Genomic DNA, 15,506 nt, shown 5'->3' with positions numbered 1-15,506 from the left:
AATGCACAGAAGTATTAAATATTGTGCGGTGCGATTTACTTGCCACACCTCGACCGGTATAAATCGAGCGCTCGCGATCCACGAATAGGCCATCTGGCCTATTCTTGTACCGCAGCCCCTCCGCTGGATGCGTCGTCCGTTCCCGGCTAACTGAAATGCCCTCAATGGAGTGATTGCCATGCTCAAGAAGCTGCTGATGCTGTTCCTCGCCATCGGCCTGTCGCTGTCCGCCGCGCTCGCCGCAGCCGTGGAAGTGAACACCGCCGACGAAACCGCGCTCGAATCGGTCAAGGGCATCGGCCCTGTGCACGCCAAGGCGATCATCGACGAACGCACGAAGAACGGCCCGTTCAAGGACGCCGACGACCTCGCGAACCGCGTCAAGGGCATTGGCCCGAAGTCGGTGCAGAACCTCGAGGCGGCAGGGCTCACGATCAACGGCTCGTCCGCGCCGCCGGCGGGCAAGACGGCTAGCACGAAGAGCGGCAAGAGCGCCGCTGCAACGACCGCCGCACCCGCTGCCACCACGGCCAATCCGATGACGGCGCAGACGCCGGCGGCCGCGACCACCGCGCAAGCCGCCTCGGACGCGGCGGGCAAGTCGAAGCACAAGAGCAAGAAGGACACGGCAGCCGCGGCTGCGAGTGCGCCGGAAGCGGGCTCCGCTGCGGCAGCACCTGCCTCGGCATCCGATACGAAGGCGAAAAAGACCAAGAAGTCGAAGAAGGACAAGGCCGCGTCCGCAGCGGCCGCTTCCGGCGCGTGATCGCTGCCATCAACCGGTGCACGCACACCATGTGCCGGACTTCGAATCGCGGCGCCGCCAACGCGCGCGCCGTCCGACTTACCGGCCGCGTCCCCCGTCGCGGCCATCACTCAGAGAGATCGTCATGAGTCTGCTAGATACCCTCGGTTCCCTGCTCGGTTCGCAATCGCAACAGCAAGGCGGCGGCCAGGCCCAGCTCATCGCCACGGCGATGGAGTTCGTCAACAACCAGCCCGGCGGCCTGAACGGCCTCATCGAGAAGTTCCAGCAAGGCGGCCTCGGCGACGTCGTGCAGTCGTGGGTCGGCAACGGCGAGAACCAGCCTGTTTCGGCCGACCAACTTCACAACGTGCTCGGCTCGGACGTCGTCTCCGGCCTTGCACAGAAGGTCGGCATGCAGCCCGACCAGGTGAGCGGGCTCCTCGCCCAGGTGCTGCCGCACGTGGTCAACGCGGGCACGCCGAACGGCGAAGTGCCCCAAGGCGGCCAGATCAACACCGAAAGCGTGCTCGGCACGCTGGGCGGGCTTGCGTCGCTGTTTGGCGGCGGCAACAAGCAGGCCTGAGCGACGCTTAAGCGCCATAAATTGCAGGCATAAAAAAGGGCAGCGGATCACTCCGCTGCCCTTCTTGTTTCGGCTCGGCGCGCGCCTCACGGCACACGCCTGGCCCGGGTTTCGCTACGCGTCTCAGTGCACCACGCGCTCGAACACGAACTTCCCGTCGTGCACGCCGACCGGAATCACATCCTTCGGTCCAAACTTGCCCGCGAGTATCAGCTTGGCGACCGGGTTCTCGATCTCCTGCTGAATCGCCCGCTTGAGCGGCCGTGCCCCAAACAGCGGGTCGTAACCGACCTTGGCGATCTGACCGAGCGCGTCGTCCGACACCATGAGTTCCATGTCGAGCTTCTCCAGACGCTCGCGCAGACGCTGCAACTGGATCTTCGCAATCGACTCGATATTCGTGCGATCGAGTGCATGGAACACCACGACCTCGTCGATCCGGTTCAGGAACTCGGGGCGGAACTGCTGCTTCACTTCATTCCACACGGCGTCCTTCACCGCCTCCTGCGGCTCGCCGGCCATCGCCTGGATGAGGTGCGAACCGAGGTTCGACGTCATCACGATCACCGTGTTCTTGAAGTCCACGGTGCGGCCCTGGCCGTCGGTCATGCGGCCGTCGTCGAGCACCTGCAGCAGCACGTTGAACACGTCCGGGTGCGCCTTCTCGACTTCGTCGAGCAGGATCACGCTATACGGCTTGCGACGCACGGCCTCGGTCAGATAACCGCCCTCTTCGTAGCCCACGTATCCCGGCGGCGCGCCGATCAGACGTGCCACGCTGTGCTTCTCCATGAACTCGCTCATGTCGATGCGGATGAGGTGATCCTCCGAATCGAACAGGAAGCCCGCCAGCGCCTTGCACAACTCGGTCTTGCCCACACCCGTCGGCCCGAGGAACAGGAACGAGCCATACGGCCGGTTCGGGTCCGAAAGACCGGCGCGCGAGCGGCGGATCGCATCGGCAACGGCGGTAATGGCCTCGTCCTGGCCCACCACGCGCTCGTGCAGCTTTTCCTCGATCTGCAACAGCTTTTCGCGTTCGCCCTGCATCATGCGCGACACGGGAATGCCGGTCGAACGCGACACGACTTCTGCGATTTCCTCGGCGCCCACCAGCGTGCGCAACAGCCGCAAACGCGTGGGGTTGTTCTGCTCGTTCGCCTCGGCGAGCGTGACCTGCTTGAGCTGCGCTTCGAGTTCCGGCAGCTTGCCGTACTGCAGTTCCGCGACCTTCTCGAGCTTGCCTTCGCGCTGGAAGCGATTGATTTCCGCGCGCACGCGGTCGATCTCTTCCTTGATCTGGGCGCCGCCCTGCACTGCGGCTTTCTCGGTAGTCCAGATCTCTTCGAGGTCCTTATATTCGAGGCTCAGCCGGTCGATCTCTTCCTCGATCAGCTGCAAACGCTTTTGCGACGCTTCGTCCTTTTCCTTCTTGACGGCCTCGCGCTCGATCTTCAGCTGAATCAGGCGACGATCGAGCTTGTCCATCGCTTCGGGCTTCGAATCGATTTCCATCTTGATCTTCGAAGCGGCTTCGTCGATCAGGTCGATGGCCTTGTCCGGCAGGAAGCGGTCGGTAATGTAGCGATGCGACAGCTCCGCCGCCGCGACGATCGCCGGGTCGGTGATTTCCACGCCGTGGTGCAGCTCGTACTTCTCCTTCAGGCCACGCAGGATCGCAATGGTCGCCTCGACCGACGGTTCATCCACGAGCACCTTCTGGAAGCGGCGCTCGAGCGCGGCATCCTTTTCGATGTACTTGCGATATTCGTCGAGCGTGGTCGCGCCAATGCAATGCAGCTCGCCGCGCGACAGCGCCGGCTTGAGCATGTTGCCCGCGTCCATGGCGCCTTCGGCCTTGCCCGCGCCCACCATCGTGTGGATTTCGTCGATGAAGACGATGGTTTGACCTTCGTCCTTCGCGATGTCGTTGAGCACGGCCTTCAGGCGCTCCTCGAACTCGCCGCGATACTTCGCGCCCGCGAGCAGCGCGGCCATGTCAAGCGAGAGCACGCGCTTGCCCTTGAGCGTCTCGGGCACTTCGCCGTTGACGATGCGCTGCGCGAGGCCTTCGACGATGGCCGTCTTGCCCACGCCCGGCTCGCCGATCAGCACCGGGTTGTTCTTGGTGCGGCGTTGCAGGATCTGGATCGAGCGGCGGATTTCGTCGTCGCGGCCGATCACGGGGTCGAGCTTGCCCGAACGCGCGCGCTCGGTCAGGTCGACGGTGTACTTCTTGAGCGCCTCACGCTGGCTCTCGGCGTCCTGGCTGTGCACCTGCGCGCCGCCGCGCACCGCGACGATCGCGGCTTCGAGCGACTTGCGCGTCAACCCATGCTGGCGCGCTAGACGACCGGCTTCGCCCTTGTCCTCGGAAACGGCGAGCAGGAACATCTCGCTCGCGATATACGTGTCGTTGAGCTTTTGCGCTTCCTTGTCGGCCTGATTGAGCAGACCCGTGAGTTCACGGCCGATCTGCACGTTGCCGTCGGTGCCCTGCACCTGCGGCAAACGGTTGATCGCGTCGTTCAGTGCGTTCTGCAGCGCCTGTACCTGCACGCCGGCGCGCGACATGAGCGAGCGCGCGGAGCCGTCCTGCTGCGCGACGAGCGCAGCCAGCAGGTGGACGGGTTCGATGTACTGGTTATCGTGGCCAACCGCCAAGCTTTGCGCGTCGGCGATGGCTTCCTGGAACTTGGTGGTGAGTTTGTCGATTCTCATTTGATGCGAGACCTCCAGATTTCTAGACTGTCACCAAATTTGAGGGGGGACACGCCGGTTTCAAGCGCTCTGGCGTCATTTTTTCCGATTTTCGGCATTCGAGCGCGCGCAGCGGCCGCCAGCAACGTTGCCGAGGCGTGAGAAAACGGGGGATGACTGAGAGGCGGCCGGGGCCGTGCGAGGCAAAGCGCCGCTGCGAGGCGAAGAACAGGTGTGTGAGAACGAGGCGCCAACGCGCCCCTCAATGCTCGCGCGAAGACGCGGGCCGAGCCGTCTGCACGCGCGGCATGAACTGGATCGGTGCGAGGCCGAGCAGGCCGGTCAATGCGTCTGCCGGCTGCGCGAGTTCGCCGATCGTGTGACGGTCGAGTTCCGCGAGGAACGCATCGCGCGCCGCCGCCAACGCGTGCTTGAGCCTGCACTGCGGCTCGATGATGCAGCTACGCCGCTCGCCGTGTTCGTCCGGAAAGCAGCCGACCAGCGAGAAGTCGCTCTCGGTCTGACGAACGACCGCGCCGACGGTCAGATCGAGCGAGGCCGGCGCGAGCCGCAAGCCGCCGTTGCGCCCGCGAATGGTATCGACCCAGCCGAGTTCTCCAAGGCGTTGCACCACTTTCATCAGATGATTCTTCGACACGCCGTAGGCGTCCGAAATCTCCTGGATCGTGGCCAGGCTGTCGCGACGCAGCGCGAGATACAACATCACGCGTAACGAGTAGTCGGTGTAGTCGGTCAGTCTCATGGCGGGGGCAATGACGGCGCTGATGCGGGTGACAGAACCCATACAATAACATGCAGTTAGCATGCAGGTTTTGCCCGGACTGGGTATCATGGGCACTTCAATGGTCACTTCGCAGTGCCTGGCAGCGTACCTGCGGCTCACGGCCGCAGTGTGCTGACGTACCGGCGCACCGCCGCCCGCTACACTCCATGCACTCCAGGTATCGCCCAGGCCCCAAATGACTCACCCCGAAATCCGCACTCCCGGCACTCCGCACGCCGAGCCAACCGAAGAAAACATCCGCGAACTGGTCTACGCGTTCTACGACCGCGTACGCGACGACGCCATGCTCGGCCCGGTGTTCGACGGCGTGCTGGCCGGGCGTTGGGACGAACATTTGCCGAAGATGTGCCGCTTCTGGTCGAGCCTCGTGCTCGGCACCAAGACCTACCGCGGCAATGTGCAGCAGGCACACGATCCTGTGCCGGGCGTCGAGCCGCAGCATTTCAGCCGCTGGCTCTATCTCTTCCTCGATACCGTACAGGCACGCTACGAGCCCGCTGCGGCGGTGCAGTTCATGGAGCCCGCACTGCGCATTGCGCAAAGCCTGCAACTGAGCCGCTTCGGCTGGGACTACACGATTCCGCCCGAGCAACAGGCGATCCTCGATCGCGTAGCGCCGCGCAGGCGGCCCGCCGGGCACGGCCATGACTTGCCTACGCGCCCAAGCGGCGAGCCGTTTCCAGCCCGTTTCGTTGGCCGCCAGATGGATGTCGACGAGAACACGGCGGCGGAGTAAGCCTGTCTGCTTCTAGCGAGAGGGTGAGTTAGGCAGTTAGTTGCGTTAGGCGGGCAAGGTGGCCGGATAAGATCGGCCCGCCTGCGCCCGGCGAACAACCGCCTAGCTGGATTCCCGCGAAACATTCCCCGACGCCACGCCCCAGCGCGCCAGCGCCGCATCGTCACTCTCGCGTGCGTCGACCCAGCGCGCGCCCTGCTCTGTTTCTTCCTTCTTCCAGAACGGCGCCTCGGTCTTGAGGTAGTCCATCACGAACTCGCAGGACGCGAAGGCGTCGCCGCGATGCTTCGAGGTCGTCGCGACCAGCACGATCTGGTCGAGCGGCGCGAGCTTGCCCACCCGGTGCACGATCAGCACCTCGATGCCCGCCCAGCGCCGCTGCGCCGCCTCGACGATCGCCTCCAGCGCCTTCTCGGTCATGCCTGGATAGTGCTCGAGTTCGAGCGAGGCGATCGTGCTGCCGTCGTTCAGGTCGCGCACGGTGCCAACGAAGCACGCCACCGCGCCGATCGCCGGATTGCGCGCGCGCAGTTGCGCAACCTCGGTGCTGAGGTCGAAATCTTCCGTTTGTACGCGTACGGGCATCGTAAATCTCCTGCCGCGCTCAGCCGCCCGTCACCGGCGGGAAAAACGCGACTTCGCAGCCCTCGGTAATGCGCGTGCGCGGGTCGGTCATCACGTGATTGCACGCCATGCGCAGCGCGCGGCCTTCCGCCAGCGTCTCGGCCCACACGCCGCCGCGCGCGCGCAGCCAGCCGCGCACGTCGCCGACCGTGACGATGCCTTCAGGCAGCGTGACCGTTTCGTCCGCGACGCCCAACGCCTCGCGCACACTCGCAAAAAACTTCAGCTGGATCTTCATCGGTTAAGGCTTTCAGTACAGCAATTCGGTGAACGGAATGAAGCGCACGGTCTCGCCCGCGCTGATCGCATGGTTGGGCGGATTGTCGATGAGGCCGTCGCCCCAGACCGTGGAGGTCAGCACGGCCGAACTCTGGTTCGAGAACAGGTCGAGACCGCCAGCCGGGTTCACGCGCGCGCGCAGGAATTCGTTGCGGCGGTCGCCCTTCGTCTGGGTGAAGTCGGCGCGCAGCGAGAGCGCGCGGGGGCTGACGTGCGTCGCACCCGCGAGACGCAGCAGGAACGGACGCACGAACAGCAGGAAGGTGACGAAACTCGAAACCGGGTTGCCCGGCAGCCCGATGAAGAACGCCTCGCCCGCTTGCGCATTCGTTGCCCCTTGCGCACGACGCACCGCACCGAACGCAAGCGGTTTGCCCGGCTTCATGGCGATCTGCCACAGGTTGATGCGGCCTTCGGCCTCCACGGCGGGCCGCACGTGATCCTCCTCGCCCACCGACACGCCGCCCGACGTGAGGATGAGATCGTGAGCGGCGGCCGCCTCGCGCAGCGTCGCGCGCGTGACGTCGAGTTGGTCCGGCACGATGCCGTAGTCGGTGACCTCGCAGCCGAGGTTGCGCAAGAGGCCCGTGAGCGTGAAGCGGTTCGAGTTGTAAATGGCACCGGGCTTGAGCGGCTCGCCAGGCATCGTCAGCTCGTCGCCGGTGAAGAACACGGCGACCTTCACGCGGCGCACGACGGTCAGCGCCGCACAGCCCACCGATGCCGCGAGCCCGAGCGCCGCAGGCGTGAGGCGCGTGCCCGCCGGCAGGATGACCGTGTCCTTGCGGATGTCCGCGCCCTGCGCCGTGATCCATTCGCCCGCCTTCGGCGCGTGCAGGAAGGTGACGGCGCCTTCCGCCGCCTCGGTCTGCTCCTGCATGACCACGGCGTCGGCGCCCGGCGGCACCGTCGCGCCCGTGAAAATGCGCGCCGCCGTGCCCGCCGCGAGCGGCTGTGGCGCGTGGCCCGCGGGAATGCGCTGCGAAACCGGCAGATGGCGGCTGCCTTGCGCGAGATCGGCCACGCGCACCGCATAGCCGTCCATTGCGCTCGTATTCATCGGCGGCACGTCGAGCGGCGAGACGACGTCCGCGGCAAGCACGCGGTTCAGCGCGTCGAACGTCGAAATCGTTTCGGTGCCGGCAAGCGACGTCGCCGCCGCGAGCAGCGTGGCAAGGGCGTCGGCGGTGGAGAGCATCGGCGCGCGCGGCGCGGGCGCCGGCGCAGCGGAAGACGGGGACGTAGGCGTGGACATCGAGGTCGTCTCGGACTTGGCGGGCGGGCCGCCAGCAGCGGTTGGTCTGCCCTTATTGTAGCGGCGCGATGGGCGCGCTGCGCCTTATGCCGTGGATATCCCTGGCGCGCCATGCAGGCGAATGCGCAGGTCGGCTGGCGTGTTGCAGCGGGCGGGTTCGAGCAACCCGCCGCCGCATAGATGCTGATGCGATGTCGACGCGCCAGGACCGGAGGCGGATCCGGCCCCGGCCGCGCCGATCAGTCTGCCGTATGAGCGGCGATATAGTCCTTCACGCGCTTTGCATCGGCGGGCACGACTTCGAAGCGCTGCGGCAGCGCCTCCAGCCCGTCGAATGCGGCCGGACGCTCCGGCTCGCGGTCGAGCGCCTCGCGAATCGTCTCGCCGAACTTCACCGGCTGTGCGGTTTCGAGCACGATCATCGGCACACCCGGCTGCAGATGCTCGCGGGCGACCTTCACGCCGTCGGCGGTATGGGTGTCGATCATCGTCTTGTAGCGCGAGTAGACGTCGCGGATCGTCGCGATGCGGTCGTCGTGGGTGCTGCGGCCCGACACGAAACCGAACTGCTGCACGCGCACGAAGTCGCCGCTCGCCACGAGATCGAAACCGCCCTTCTCCTCCACGTCGCGGAACAGTTGCGTCACGCGCGCCGGATCGCGGCCCAGCAGGTCGTACACGAAGCGCTCGAAGTTCGACGCCTTCGAGATATCCATGCTCGGGCTCGTCGTGTGATACGTCTCCGCCGAGCCGCGCACGCGGTAGATGCCAGTGCGGAAGAACTCGTCGAGCACGTCGTTCTCGTTGGTCGCGACCACGAGCTTTTCGATCGGCAGACCCATCATGCGCGCGATATGACCCGCGCACACATTGCCGAAGTTGCCCGAAGGCACCGTGAACGAAACACGTTCGTCATTCGACTGCGTCGCCGCGAAGTAACCGGCGAAGTAGTACACGACCTGGGCCACGACGCGCGCCCAGTTGATCGAGTTGACCGTGCCGATCTTCTGCTGCGCCTTGAACGCGTGATCGTTCGAAACGGCCTTGACGATGTCCTGGCAGTCGTCGAACACGCCTTCCACGGCGAGGTTGAAGATGTTCGGGTCTTGCAGGCTGAACATCTGCGCGGTCTGGAACGCGCTCATCTTCTTGTGCGGCGAGAGCATGAACACGCGCACGCCCTTCTTGCCGCGCATGGCGTATTCAGCGGCGCTGCCGGTGTCGCCCGACGTCGCGCCGAGAATGTTCAGCTCCTGGCCGGCCTTCGCGAGCGCGTACTCGAACAGGTTGCCGAGCAGCTGCATCGCCATGTCCTTGAACGCAAGCGTCGGACCGTTCGAGAGTTCGAGCAGCGACAGTTTCGCGCCGTTCTCCTCGCCGAGCGTGGTGAGCGGCGTGATCTTGCTCGCGTCTTCGCCGTGGCGCACGTTGCGGTACGTCTCGCCCGTGTAGGTGCGGCGCGTGATGTCGCGCAGGTCGTCGGCAGGAATGTCGCCGGCGAACTTCGAGAGGATCTCGAACGCGAGATCCGCGTACGAGAGGCCGCGCCAGCGCGCGAGTTCTTCCTTGCCGATTTGCGGATACTCGGCCGGCAGGTACAGGCCGCCGTCGCGCGCGAGACCGCCCAGCAGGATGTCGGAAAACGAGTGATGCTCGCCGGCGCCCGCGCCGCGCGTGGATACGTAATTCATAGCCCTTGCCTTAGTTCAGTCCTTCCATACGCAGCTTCGTGACCGGCGACTTCACCGTCGCAAGCGTTTCGATCTGCGCGATCGCCGCGTTGACGTTCTTCTCGACCGTCTCGTGCGTGATCAGGATGATGTCGGTTTCCGCCTTGCCCTGCGCGTCGACCTGCTCCGCTTCCTTCTGCAGCAGCGCGTCGATCGAGATGCCGCTGTCGGCCAGGATACGCGTGATGGCGGCCATCACGCCGGTCTGGTCGGCCACGCGCAGGCGCAGGTAATAGCCGCTCGTGACTTCGTCGATCGGCAGGATCGGCGTGTTCGAAAGGCTGTCCGGCTGGAATGCCAGATGCGGCACGCGGTGCTCGGGGTCGGCCGTGTGCAGACGCGTGACGTCCACGAGGTCGGCGACCACGGCCGAGGCCGTCGGCTCAGCGCCCGCACCCTTGCCGTAGTAGAGCGTCGTACCCACGGCGTCGCCATGCACGACCACGGCGTTCATTGCGCCTTCCACGTTCGCGAGCAGGCGCTTGGCCGGAATCAGCGTGGGATGCGTGCGCAGCTCGATGCCGCGCTCGGTGCGGCGCGCAATGCCGAGCAGCTTGATGCGATAGCCCAGTTCTTCCGCGTACTTGATGTCGATGGCGTCGAGCTTGCTGATGCCTTCCACGTAAGCCTTGTCGAACTGCACCGGCACGCCGAACGCGATCGCGCTCATGATGGTGGCCTTGTGCGCGGCGTCCACGCCTTCGATGTCGAAGGTCGGATCGGCTTCGGCGTAGCCCAGTTCCTGCGCGGCCTTCAGTGCGGTCGCGAAGTCGAGCCCGCGCTCGCGCATTTCCGAGAGGATGTAGTTCGTCGTGCCGTTGATGATGCCGGCGATGTACTGGATGCGGTTGGCCGTGAGGCCTTCGCGCAGCGCCTTGATGATGGGGATGCCGCCCGCCACCGCCGCCTCGAATGCGACCATCACGCCCTTGGCGCGCGCCGCTTCGAAGATTTCGGTGCCATGCACCGCCAGCAGCGCCTTGTTCGCCGTGACCACGTGCTTGCCGCTGGCGATCGCGCGCAGCACGAGATCCTTGGCGAGCGTCGTGCCGCCGATCATTTCGGCGATGATCGAAATCGAGGGGTCGTCGACCACGGCGTTGAAGTCGGTCGTCAGGTCGACGCTGCCGGCCTCAGTGCCGAGCGCCGCCGTGGCCTTGGCCGGGTTGCGCACGGCAATGCGCGCCACCTCGATGCCGCGGCCCGCGCGGCGTTTGATTTCTTCCTGGTTGCGGCGCAGTACCGTGAAGGTGCCGCTGCCCACCGTGCCGAAGCCCAAGAGACCTACTTTGATCGGTTCCATGCAGCGTGTGTTCGTCTAAGTGTTTGTAAAGGGAATACGTTTGGCGCGAGTCAGGTGCGACTCAGGTGCCGTGCCGCTGACGATAACCGTCGAGGAAGCGCGCAATGCGGTTGATCGAATCGGTCAGGTCGTCGACGTTCGGCAGGAACACCACGCGGAAGTGGTCCGGCTGCTTCCAGTTGAAACCCGTGCCCTGCACGAGCAGCACGCGCTCCTGCAACAGCAGATCGAGGATGAACTGCTGGTCGTTCTCGATCGGATAGAGCTTCGGGTCGAGGCGCGGGAACATGTAGAGCGCCGCCTCGGGTTTCACGCAGGTCACGCCCGGAATGGCCGTGAGCATGTTGTACGCCAGCTCGCGCTGACGATAGAGGCGCCCGCCCGGCTGGATCAGCTCGTTGATGCTCTGATAGCCGCCCAGCGCCGTCTGGATCGCGTATTGGCCCGGCACGTTCGCGCACAGGCGCATCGAAGCGAGAATGCCGAGGCCTTCCGTGTAGTCCTTCGAGCGGCGGCGGTTTTCGCCCGTCATGCCCGAGAGGAACATCCAGCCCGCGCGGTAGCCGCACGCGCGATAGCTTTTGGAGAGGCTGTTGAGCGTGACCGTGATCACGTCTTCCGAGAGCGACCCGAGCGCCGTGTGCGTCTTGCCGTCGTAGATGATCTTGTCGTAGACCTCGTCGGCGAACAGGATCAGGCCGTACTCGCGCGCAATCGTCACAAGCCCGCGCAGCAGGTCGTCCGAATAGAGCGCGCCGGTAGGGTTGTTCGGGTTGATCACGACGAGCGCGCGCGTGTTCGGCGTGATCTTCGCGCGAATGTCGTCGAGGTCGGGCATCCACGCGTTCGACTCGTCGCAGATATAGTGCACGGGCGTGCCGCCCGACAGGCTCACCGCCGCCGTCCAGAGCGGATAGTCGGGCGCGGGCAGCAGCACTTCGTCGCCGTCGTTCAGCAGCGCCTGCATGGCCATCACGATCAGTTCGGACGCGCCATTGCCGATGTAGATGTCGTCGAGCTCGACGCCCTTGATGCCCTTTTGCTGCGCGTAATGCATGATCGCCTTGCGCGCGGCGAAGACGCCCTTCGAATCCGAATACCCCGAGGAGCCCGGCAGGTTCAGGATCATGTCCTGAATGACCTCGTCGGGCGCGTCGAAACCGAACGGCGCGAGGTTGCCGATGTTCAGCTTGATGATGCGATGGCCTTCTTCTTCGAGGCGCTTCGCGTGCTCGAGCACCGGCCCGCGGATGTCGTAGCAAACGTTCTGCAGCTTGTTGGATTTGAGAATCGGTTTCACGGCGGGCTGTCGGTCAGAAAATCGGTCAAAGAATCAGTCAGGGCGTCGGAGACGAGTCAGACGCGGTAAAAGGGCTGGAACAGGCTGAAATGCCGTCGACCGGCCGGCGGATGGCGCCCTGGCGGACAAGACATACAAGGGAGCCGGAGGCGCGCCCCCGGCGAGACAAAAGCCGTGCACGATTGCGAGGAAGCGCCAGGCGCACTCACAACGCCACGCCAAGCGTCCGTTGAGATCACCTCAGACCGCCCCGGCAGCTTGTGGCTGCCCTTGCCCGATGCGCGGATGGCGCGCGTAGCGGTTGCCGGCGCGGGCTCCCCCGCTCACCGCCGCAGCGGCGGCTAAAAAGTTATAATTTAGCGGATTTTGACCAACTTCCGCAATGCGCAATCGGCCAGGAGGCGGGTCGCGAAACGGGTGACGGCGGGCTATACGGCGCGGGCGACAAGGCGGTTCGCGCCGAGACCGGCGCCGGCACAGGATAGGCGCCCCCTCGCTCGCGCACCCGGCCTGCCCTTATCCCGGAACCCCGTTTTGAAACTACACCAGGACTCCAGTGCCGCGCTGAACACCGTGACCGGTTACGGCGCCGACTACGTCGAAGTGAACCTCGAACGCCACGCGGGCAGCATCATCGTGATGCCCGAATCGCCGGTCACGCCCTGGCCGGTGCACGCGTTCGACGCCCTCACGCCCGAACTCTTCGAGATGCTTCTGCCGCTGAACCCCGAGGTGGTGGTGTTCGGCAGCGGCGAGCGGCTGCGTTTTCCGCACCCGCGCCTGACCGCGGCGCTCGCCGCGAAACGCATTGGCGTCGAGGCGATGGATTTCAAGGCAGCTTGCCGCACCTACAACATCCTCATGGCCGAAGGCCGCCGCGTGGCGGCCGCGCTTCTGATCGAAAGCTGACGCGCCTTAAGCTTGCCTTCAGGTCGCCGAACGGCGGCGTAGTACACTTGCGCGCCGCGTGCGAAGCGCGCGCGCCGGGCGTGGCACAGGCGCCGCGCGTGCCTGGCGCACACGCCCGCATCCCGACCGCAACGACTGCAACAAGAACAGGCTGAAACCCATGAACGATACGCCATCGAGGCTACCGCTCAACCGCAGCGCGATCCTGCTCCTGATCCTCGCCTTCGCCGTGATCTGGTTCCTGCCGCTCGGCTGGCGCCACCTGCTGCCGAGCGACGAAGGCCGTTACGCCGAAATGGCGCGCGAAATGCTCGCGACCGGCGACTGGATCACGCCGCGCTACAACGACTACAAGTACTTCGAGAAGCCGCCGCTGCAAACCTGGATGAACGCGCTCACGTTCGCGTGGTTCGGCATCGGCGAATGGCAGGCGCGCCTCTACACGGCGCTCACCGGCTTCGCCGGCGTGCTGCTGATCGGCTTCACCGGCGCGCGCGTGTTCAATGCCGCCACAGGTTTCTTCGCCGCGGTCGTGCTCGCCTGCGCGCCGTACTGGAACCTGATGGGCCACTTCAACACGCTCGACATGGGCCTGTCGTTCTGGATGCAGCTCACGTTGTGCGCGCTGCTGCTCGCCCAGCGCCCGACCCTGCCCAAAAACCACGCACGCCTGTGGATGTGGGTGTGCTGGGCGGCCATGGCGATGGCGGTGCTCTCCAAGGGCCTGGTCGGCCTGATCCTCCCGGGCGCGGTGCTCGTGCTCTATACCGCGATTTCGCGCGACTGGGCGCTCTGGAAGCGTCTGTATCTCGTGAGCGGCCTGATCGTGTTCTTCGCGATCGTTGCGCCGTGGTTCATCCTCGTGCAGCAGCGCAATCCCGAGTTCTTCAACTTCTTCTTCATCGTCCAGCAGTTCCAGCGCTACCTCACGCCCGCGCAGAACCGTCCCGGCCCGTTTTACTACTTTGTGCCGGTCATGCTGGTGGGCTTCCTGCCGTGGCTTTCGGTGAGCGTGCAGAGTGTGCGCCATGCGCTGCGCGCGCCGCGCCAGCCCAACGGTTTCTCGCCCGTCGTGCTAATGCTCGTGTGGACGGTGTTCATTTTTCTGTTCTTCAGCGCTTCGCACTCGAAGCTCGTTTCCTACGTCCTGCCGATCGCGCCGCCGGTTGCGCTCATCATCGGCATGTATCTGCCGGTCATGACGCGCGCGCAGTGGAACAAGCACCTTGCGGGCTACGCGCTTCTCGCCGTCGTGCTGATGGGGGGCTCGTTCGTGCTCACGCATCTTGGCGACGCGCGCAACCCCAACGCGCTCTACCGCGAGTTCCAGGTGTGGGTGTTCGCCGCTGCGGCGGTGGCCTTCGTCGTCACGATGGTCGGCCTGCGCCTGAACCGCGCGAAGCGGACGCCCGAAACCGGCGCGCGCGCGCCGGCGCTCGCGCTCGGCACGGCCTGGCTGCTGCTCGCGACCATCGCGGGCACGGGCCACGATGTGTTCGGCACGCTGAGTTCCGGCGCGCCGCTCGCACCCGCGGTGCGCGCTGCCATTGCGAAGCTGCCGCCCGATACGCCCTTTTACTCCGTGGGCGTACTCGACCACACCATGCCCTTCTACGTGCGCCACACGATGACGATGGTCGAAGTCACCGACGAGCTTGCCTTCGGCATCTCCGAGGAACCGCAAAAATGGGTGCCGACCATCGCCGACTGGGAAGCGCGCTGGAAAGCCGACCGCTACGCGCTCGCGCTGATTCCGGTGAAGCGCTACGAGGAACTGGCTGCGCAGGGCCTGCCGATGCAGGTGATCGCCCGCGACGCGCGGCGCGTGATCGTCGAGAAGCCGCAATCCTGAGCGCTTTCTGGCACCTCCCTGGCACCTTGCTGGCCCCGATTGACGCATGCGCGATAATCGGGCTGGCCGCGCGGCGGCGGCCAGCTCACGCCGGCCTTCCCGTCGCAACCCGATAACCCGTTGAATCACCCTTCTCGATGAATCCGATTTCCCTGATCTGCATCCTCGCCGGCGTCGGCCTGAACGCCTGTGCGCAACTGTTGCTGAAAGCGGGTGTCAATGCCGTTGGACACTTCGAATTCAGCCGTGCGAACATCTTGCCCATTGGCCTGAAGCTCGCGACGCAAGTGCCGATTCTCGGCGGCCTCACGTGCTACGTGTTCAGCGTGGTCGTGTGGATCGTCGGGCTCTCGCGCGTGGATGTCTCGATTGCCTACCCGATGCTCTCGCTCGGCTACGTGGTCAACGCGTTCGCGGCGTGGTATCTGTTCGGCGAGGTGATGAGCGTGCAGCGGCTCGTCGGCATCGGCATCATCCTGATCGGCGTGTTCGTGCTCGCGCGCAGCTAAGGCGCCGCAGCGCGCACGACTCCGGCGCGCGTTGCGAGAGCGCTTGCAGCGCAGCCTGTTGCGCCCATATAAGCATTTCGTAAGATGCGCCGCGGCGGCCTTGCTGCCCGGCCCCACTTTCTGACGAGCAAAGAGTAAAGCACTCATGACCCAGTCTTCTCCGCAGTCGACCG

The 15,506-nt window shown here is 65.3% G+C and carries 14 protein-coding genes; 6 read left to right on the top strand and 8 right to left on the bottom strand.

The window, feature by feature from the left end; all coding sequences use genetic code 11:
- The first annotated feature begins 178 nt into the window (after positions 1 to 178).
- Together U5A52_RS38780 and U5A52_RS38775 are read left to right on the top strand one after the other, a co-directional pair.
- Positions 179 to 766, top strand: a complete 588-nt coding sequence (locus U5A52_RS38780; RefSeq protein WP_321917218.1) for a helix-hairpin-helix domain-containing protein — start codon at positions 179 to 181, stop codon at positions 764 to 766.
- 16 nt (positions 767 to 782) lie between these two features.
- A complete protein-coding gene (locus U5A52_RS38775; RefSeq protein ID WP_415774123.1) occupies positions 783 to 1,331 on the top strand; it encodes a YidB family protein in 549 nt (182 codons plus the stop codon).
- 123 nt (positions 1,332 to 1,454) lie between these two features.
- Here the strand turns inward: U5A52_RS38775 and clpB are convergent, their stop codons facing one another.
- Complete coding sequence (clpB, locus tag U5A52_RS38770; protein ID WP_321939446.1) at positions 1,455 to 4,052, bottom strand: ATP-dependent chaperone ClpB; 2,598 nt, start codon at positions 4,050 to 4,052, stop codon at positions 1,455 to 1,457.
- A gap of 241 nt (positions 4,053 to 4,293) precedes the next feature.
- On the bottom strand, positions 4,294 to 4,794 hold the full coding sequence (locus U5A52_RS38765) for an Rrf2 family transcriptional regulator (protein WP_321917239.1): 501 nt from the start codon (positions 4,792 to 4,794) through the stop codon (positions 4,294 to 4,296).
- Between the two features lie 217 nt (positions 4,795 to 5,011).
- Here U5A52_RS38765 and U5A52_RS38760 point away from each other — a divergent pair, with 217 nt between their 5' ends.
- Entirely contained in the window at positions 5,012 to 5,572 is a 561-nt protein-coding gene (locus U5A52_RS38760; protein ID WP_321939443.1) for a group III truncated hemoglobin, read from the top strand.
- Positions 5,573 to 5,674: 102 nt separating this feature from the next.
- On the opposite strand, the gene U5A52_RS38755 is transcribed toward U5A52_RS38760, so the two are convergent.
- The 6 genes from U5A52_RS38755 to U5A52_RS38730 form a co-directional block, all read right to left on the bottom strand.
- Positions 5,675 to 6,157: a molybdenum cofactor biosynthesis protein MoaE gene (locus tag U5A52_RS38755; RefSeq protein ID WP_321917225.1), complete on the bottom strand. Its 483-nt coding sequence runs from the start codon at positions 6,155 to 6,157 to the stop codon at positions 5,675 to 5,677.
- Between the two features lie 19 nt (positions 6,158 to 6,176).
- Entirely contained in the window at positions 6,177 to 6,434 is a 258-nt protein-coding gene (gene moaD / locus U5A52_RS38750; RefSeq protein ID WP_233881646.1) for a molybdopterin converting factor subunit 1, read from the bottom strand.
- A 12-nt stretch (positions 6,435 to 6,446) separates the two neighbouring features.
- Positions 6,447 to 7,673, bottom strand: coding sequence for a gephyrin-like molybdotransferase Glp (gene glp, locus U5A52_RS38745; RefSeq protein ID WP_321939483.1), 1,227 nt, complete (start codon positions 7,671 to 7,673; stop codon positions 6,447 to 6,449).
- 296 nt (positions 7,674 to 7,969) lie between these two features.
- Positions 7,970 to 9,421, bottom strand: coding sequence for a threonine synthase (gene thrC / locus U5A52_RS38740; protein ID WP_321939441.1), 1,452 nt, complete (start codon positions 9,419 to 9,421; stop codon positions 7,970 to 7,972).
- Between the two features lie 10 nt (positions 9,422 to 9,431).
- Entirely contained in the window at positions 9,432 to 10,763 is a 1,332-nt protein-coding gene (locus tag U5A52_RS38735) for a homoserine dehydrogenase (protein ID WP_321939439.1), read from the bottom strand.
- Between the two features lie 61 nt (positions 10,764 to 10,824).
- On the bottom strand, positions 10,825 to 12,063 hold the full coding sequence (locus tag U5A52_RS38730) for a pyridoxal phosphate-dependent aminotransferase (RefSeq protein ID WP_321917231.1): 1,239 nt from the start codon (positions 12,061 to 12,063) through the stop codon (positions 10,825 to 10,827).
- A 534-nt stretch (positions 12,064 to 12,597) separates the two neighbouring features.
- On the opposite strand from U5A52_RS38730, the gene U5A52_RS38725 reads away from it, so the two are divergent.
- From U5A52_RS38725 to U5A52_RS38715, 3 genes are all read left to right on the top strand, one after another.
- The gene (locus U5A52_RS38725; RefSeq protein ID WP_321917233.1) at positions 12,598 to 12,972 is read left to right on the top strand and encodes an Mth938-like domain-containing protein; all 375 of its coding nucleotides are present in this window, start codon (positions 12,598 to 12,600) and stop codon (positions 12,970 to 12,972) included.
- Between the two features lie 160 nt (positions 12,973 to 13,132).
- Entirely contained in the window at positions 13,133 to 14,824 is a 1,692-nt protein-coding gene (locus tag U5A52_RS38720; RefSeq protein WP_321939437.1) for a glycosyltransferase family 39 protein, read from the top strand.
- 137 nt (positions 14,825 to 14,961) lie between these two features.
- On the top strand, positions 14,962 to 15,333 hold the full coding sequence (locus U5A52_RS38715; RefSeq protein WP_158757904.1) for an SMR family transporter: 372 nt from the start codon (positions 14,962 to 14,964) through the stop codon (positions 15,331 to 15,333).
- Positions 15,334 to 15,506: the final 173 nt, after the last annotated feature.

Origin of the sequence: Paraburkholderia sp. J8-2, from assembly GCF_905220195.1 — a bacterium.
Lineage (GTDB): Bacteria > Pseudomonadota > Gammaproteobacteria > Burkholderiales > Burkholderiaceae > Paraburkholderia.
The sequence above is the reverse complement of the archived record's forward strand: the minus strand, read 5'-3'. Positions and strand labels throughout refer to the sequence as shown.

Coding starts and splice junctions, on each gene's coding strand:
- U5A52_RS38780 (WP_321917218.1), top strand. CDS start 179: ATGCTCAAGAAGCTGCTGATGCTGTTCCTCGCCATCGGCCTGTCGCTG.
- clpB (WP_321939446.1), bottom strand. CDS start 4,052: ATGAGAATCGACAAACTCACCACCAAGTTCCAGGAAGCCATCGCCGAC.
- U5A52_RS38765 (WP_321917239.1), bottom strand. CDS start 4,794: ATGAGACTGACCGACTACACCGACTACTCGTTACGCGTGATGTTGTAT.
- U5A52_RS38760 (WP_321939443.1), top strand. CDS start 5,012: ATGACTCACCCCGAAATCCGCACTCCCGGCACTCCGCACGCCGAGCCA.
- U5A52_RS38755 (WP_321917225.1), bottom strand. CDS start 6,157: ATGCCCGTACGCGTACAAACGGAAGATTTCGACCTCAGCACCGAGGTT.
- moaD (WP_233881646.1), bottom strand. CDS start 6,434: ATGAAGATCCAGCTGAAGTTTTTTGCGAGTGTGCGCGAGGCGTTGGGC.
- glp (WP_321939483.1), bottom strand. CDS start 7,673: ATGCTCTCCACCGCCGACGCCCTTGCCACGCTGCTCGCGGCGGCGACG.
- thrC (WP_321939441.1), bottom strand. CDS start 9,421: ATGAATTACGTATCCACGCGCGGCGCGGGCGCCGGCGAGCATCACTCG.
- U5A52_RS38735 (WP_321939439.1), bottom strand. CDS start 10,763: ATGGAACCGATCAAAGTAGGTCTCTTGGGCTTCGGCACGGTGGGCAGC.
- U5A52_RS38720 (WP_321939437.1), top strand. CDS start 13,133: ATGAACGATACGCCATCGAGGCTACCGCTCAACCGCAGCGCGATCCTG.
- U5A52_RS38715 (WP_158757904.1), top strand. CDS start 14,962: ATGAATCCGATTTCCCTGATCTGCATCCTCGCCGGCGTCGGCCTGAAC.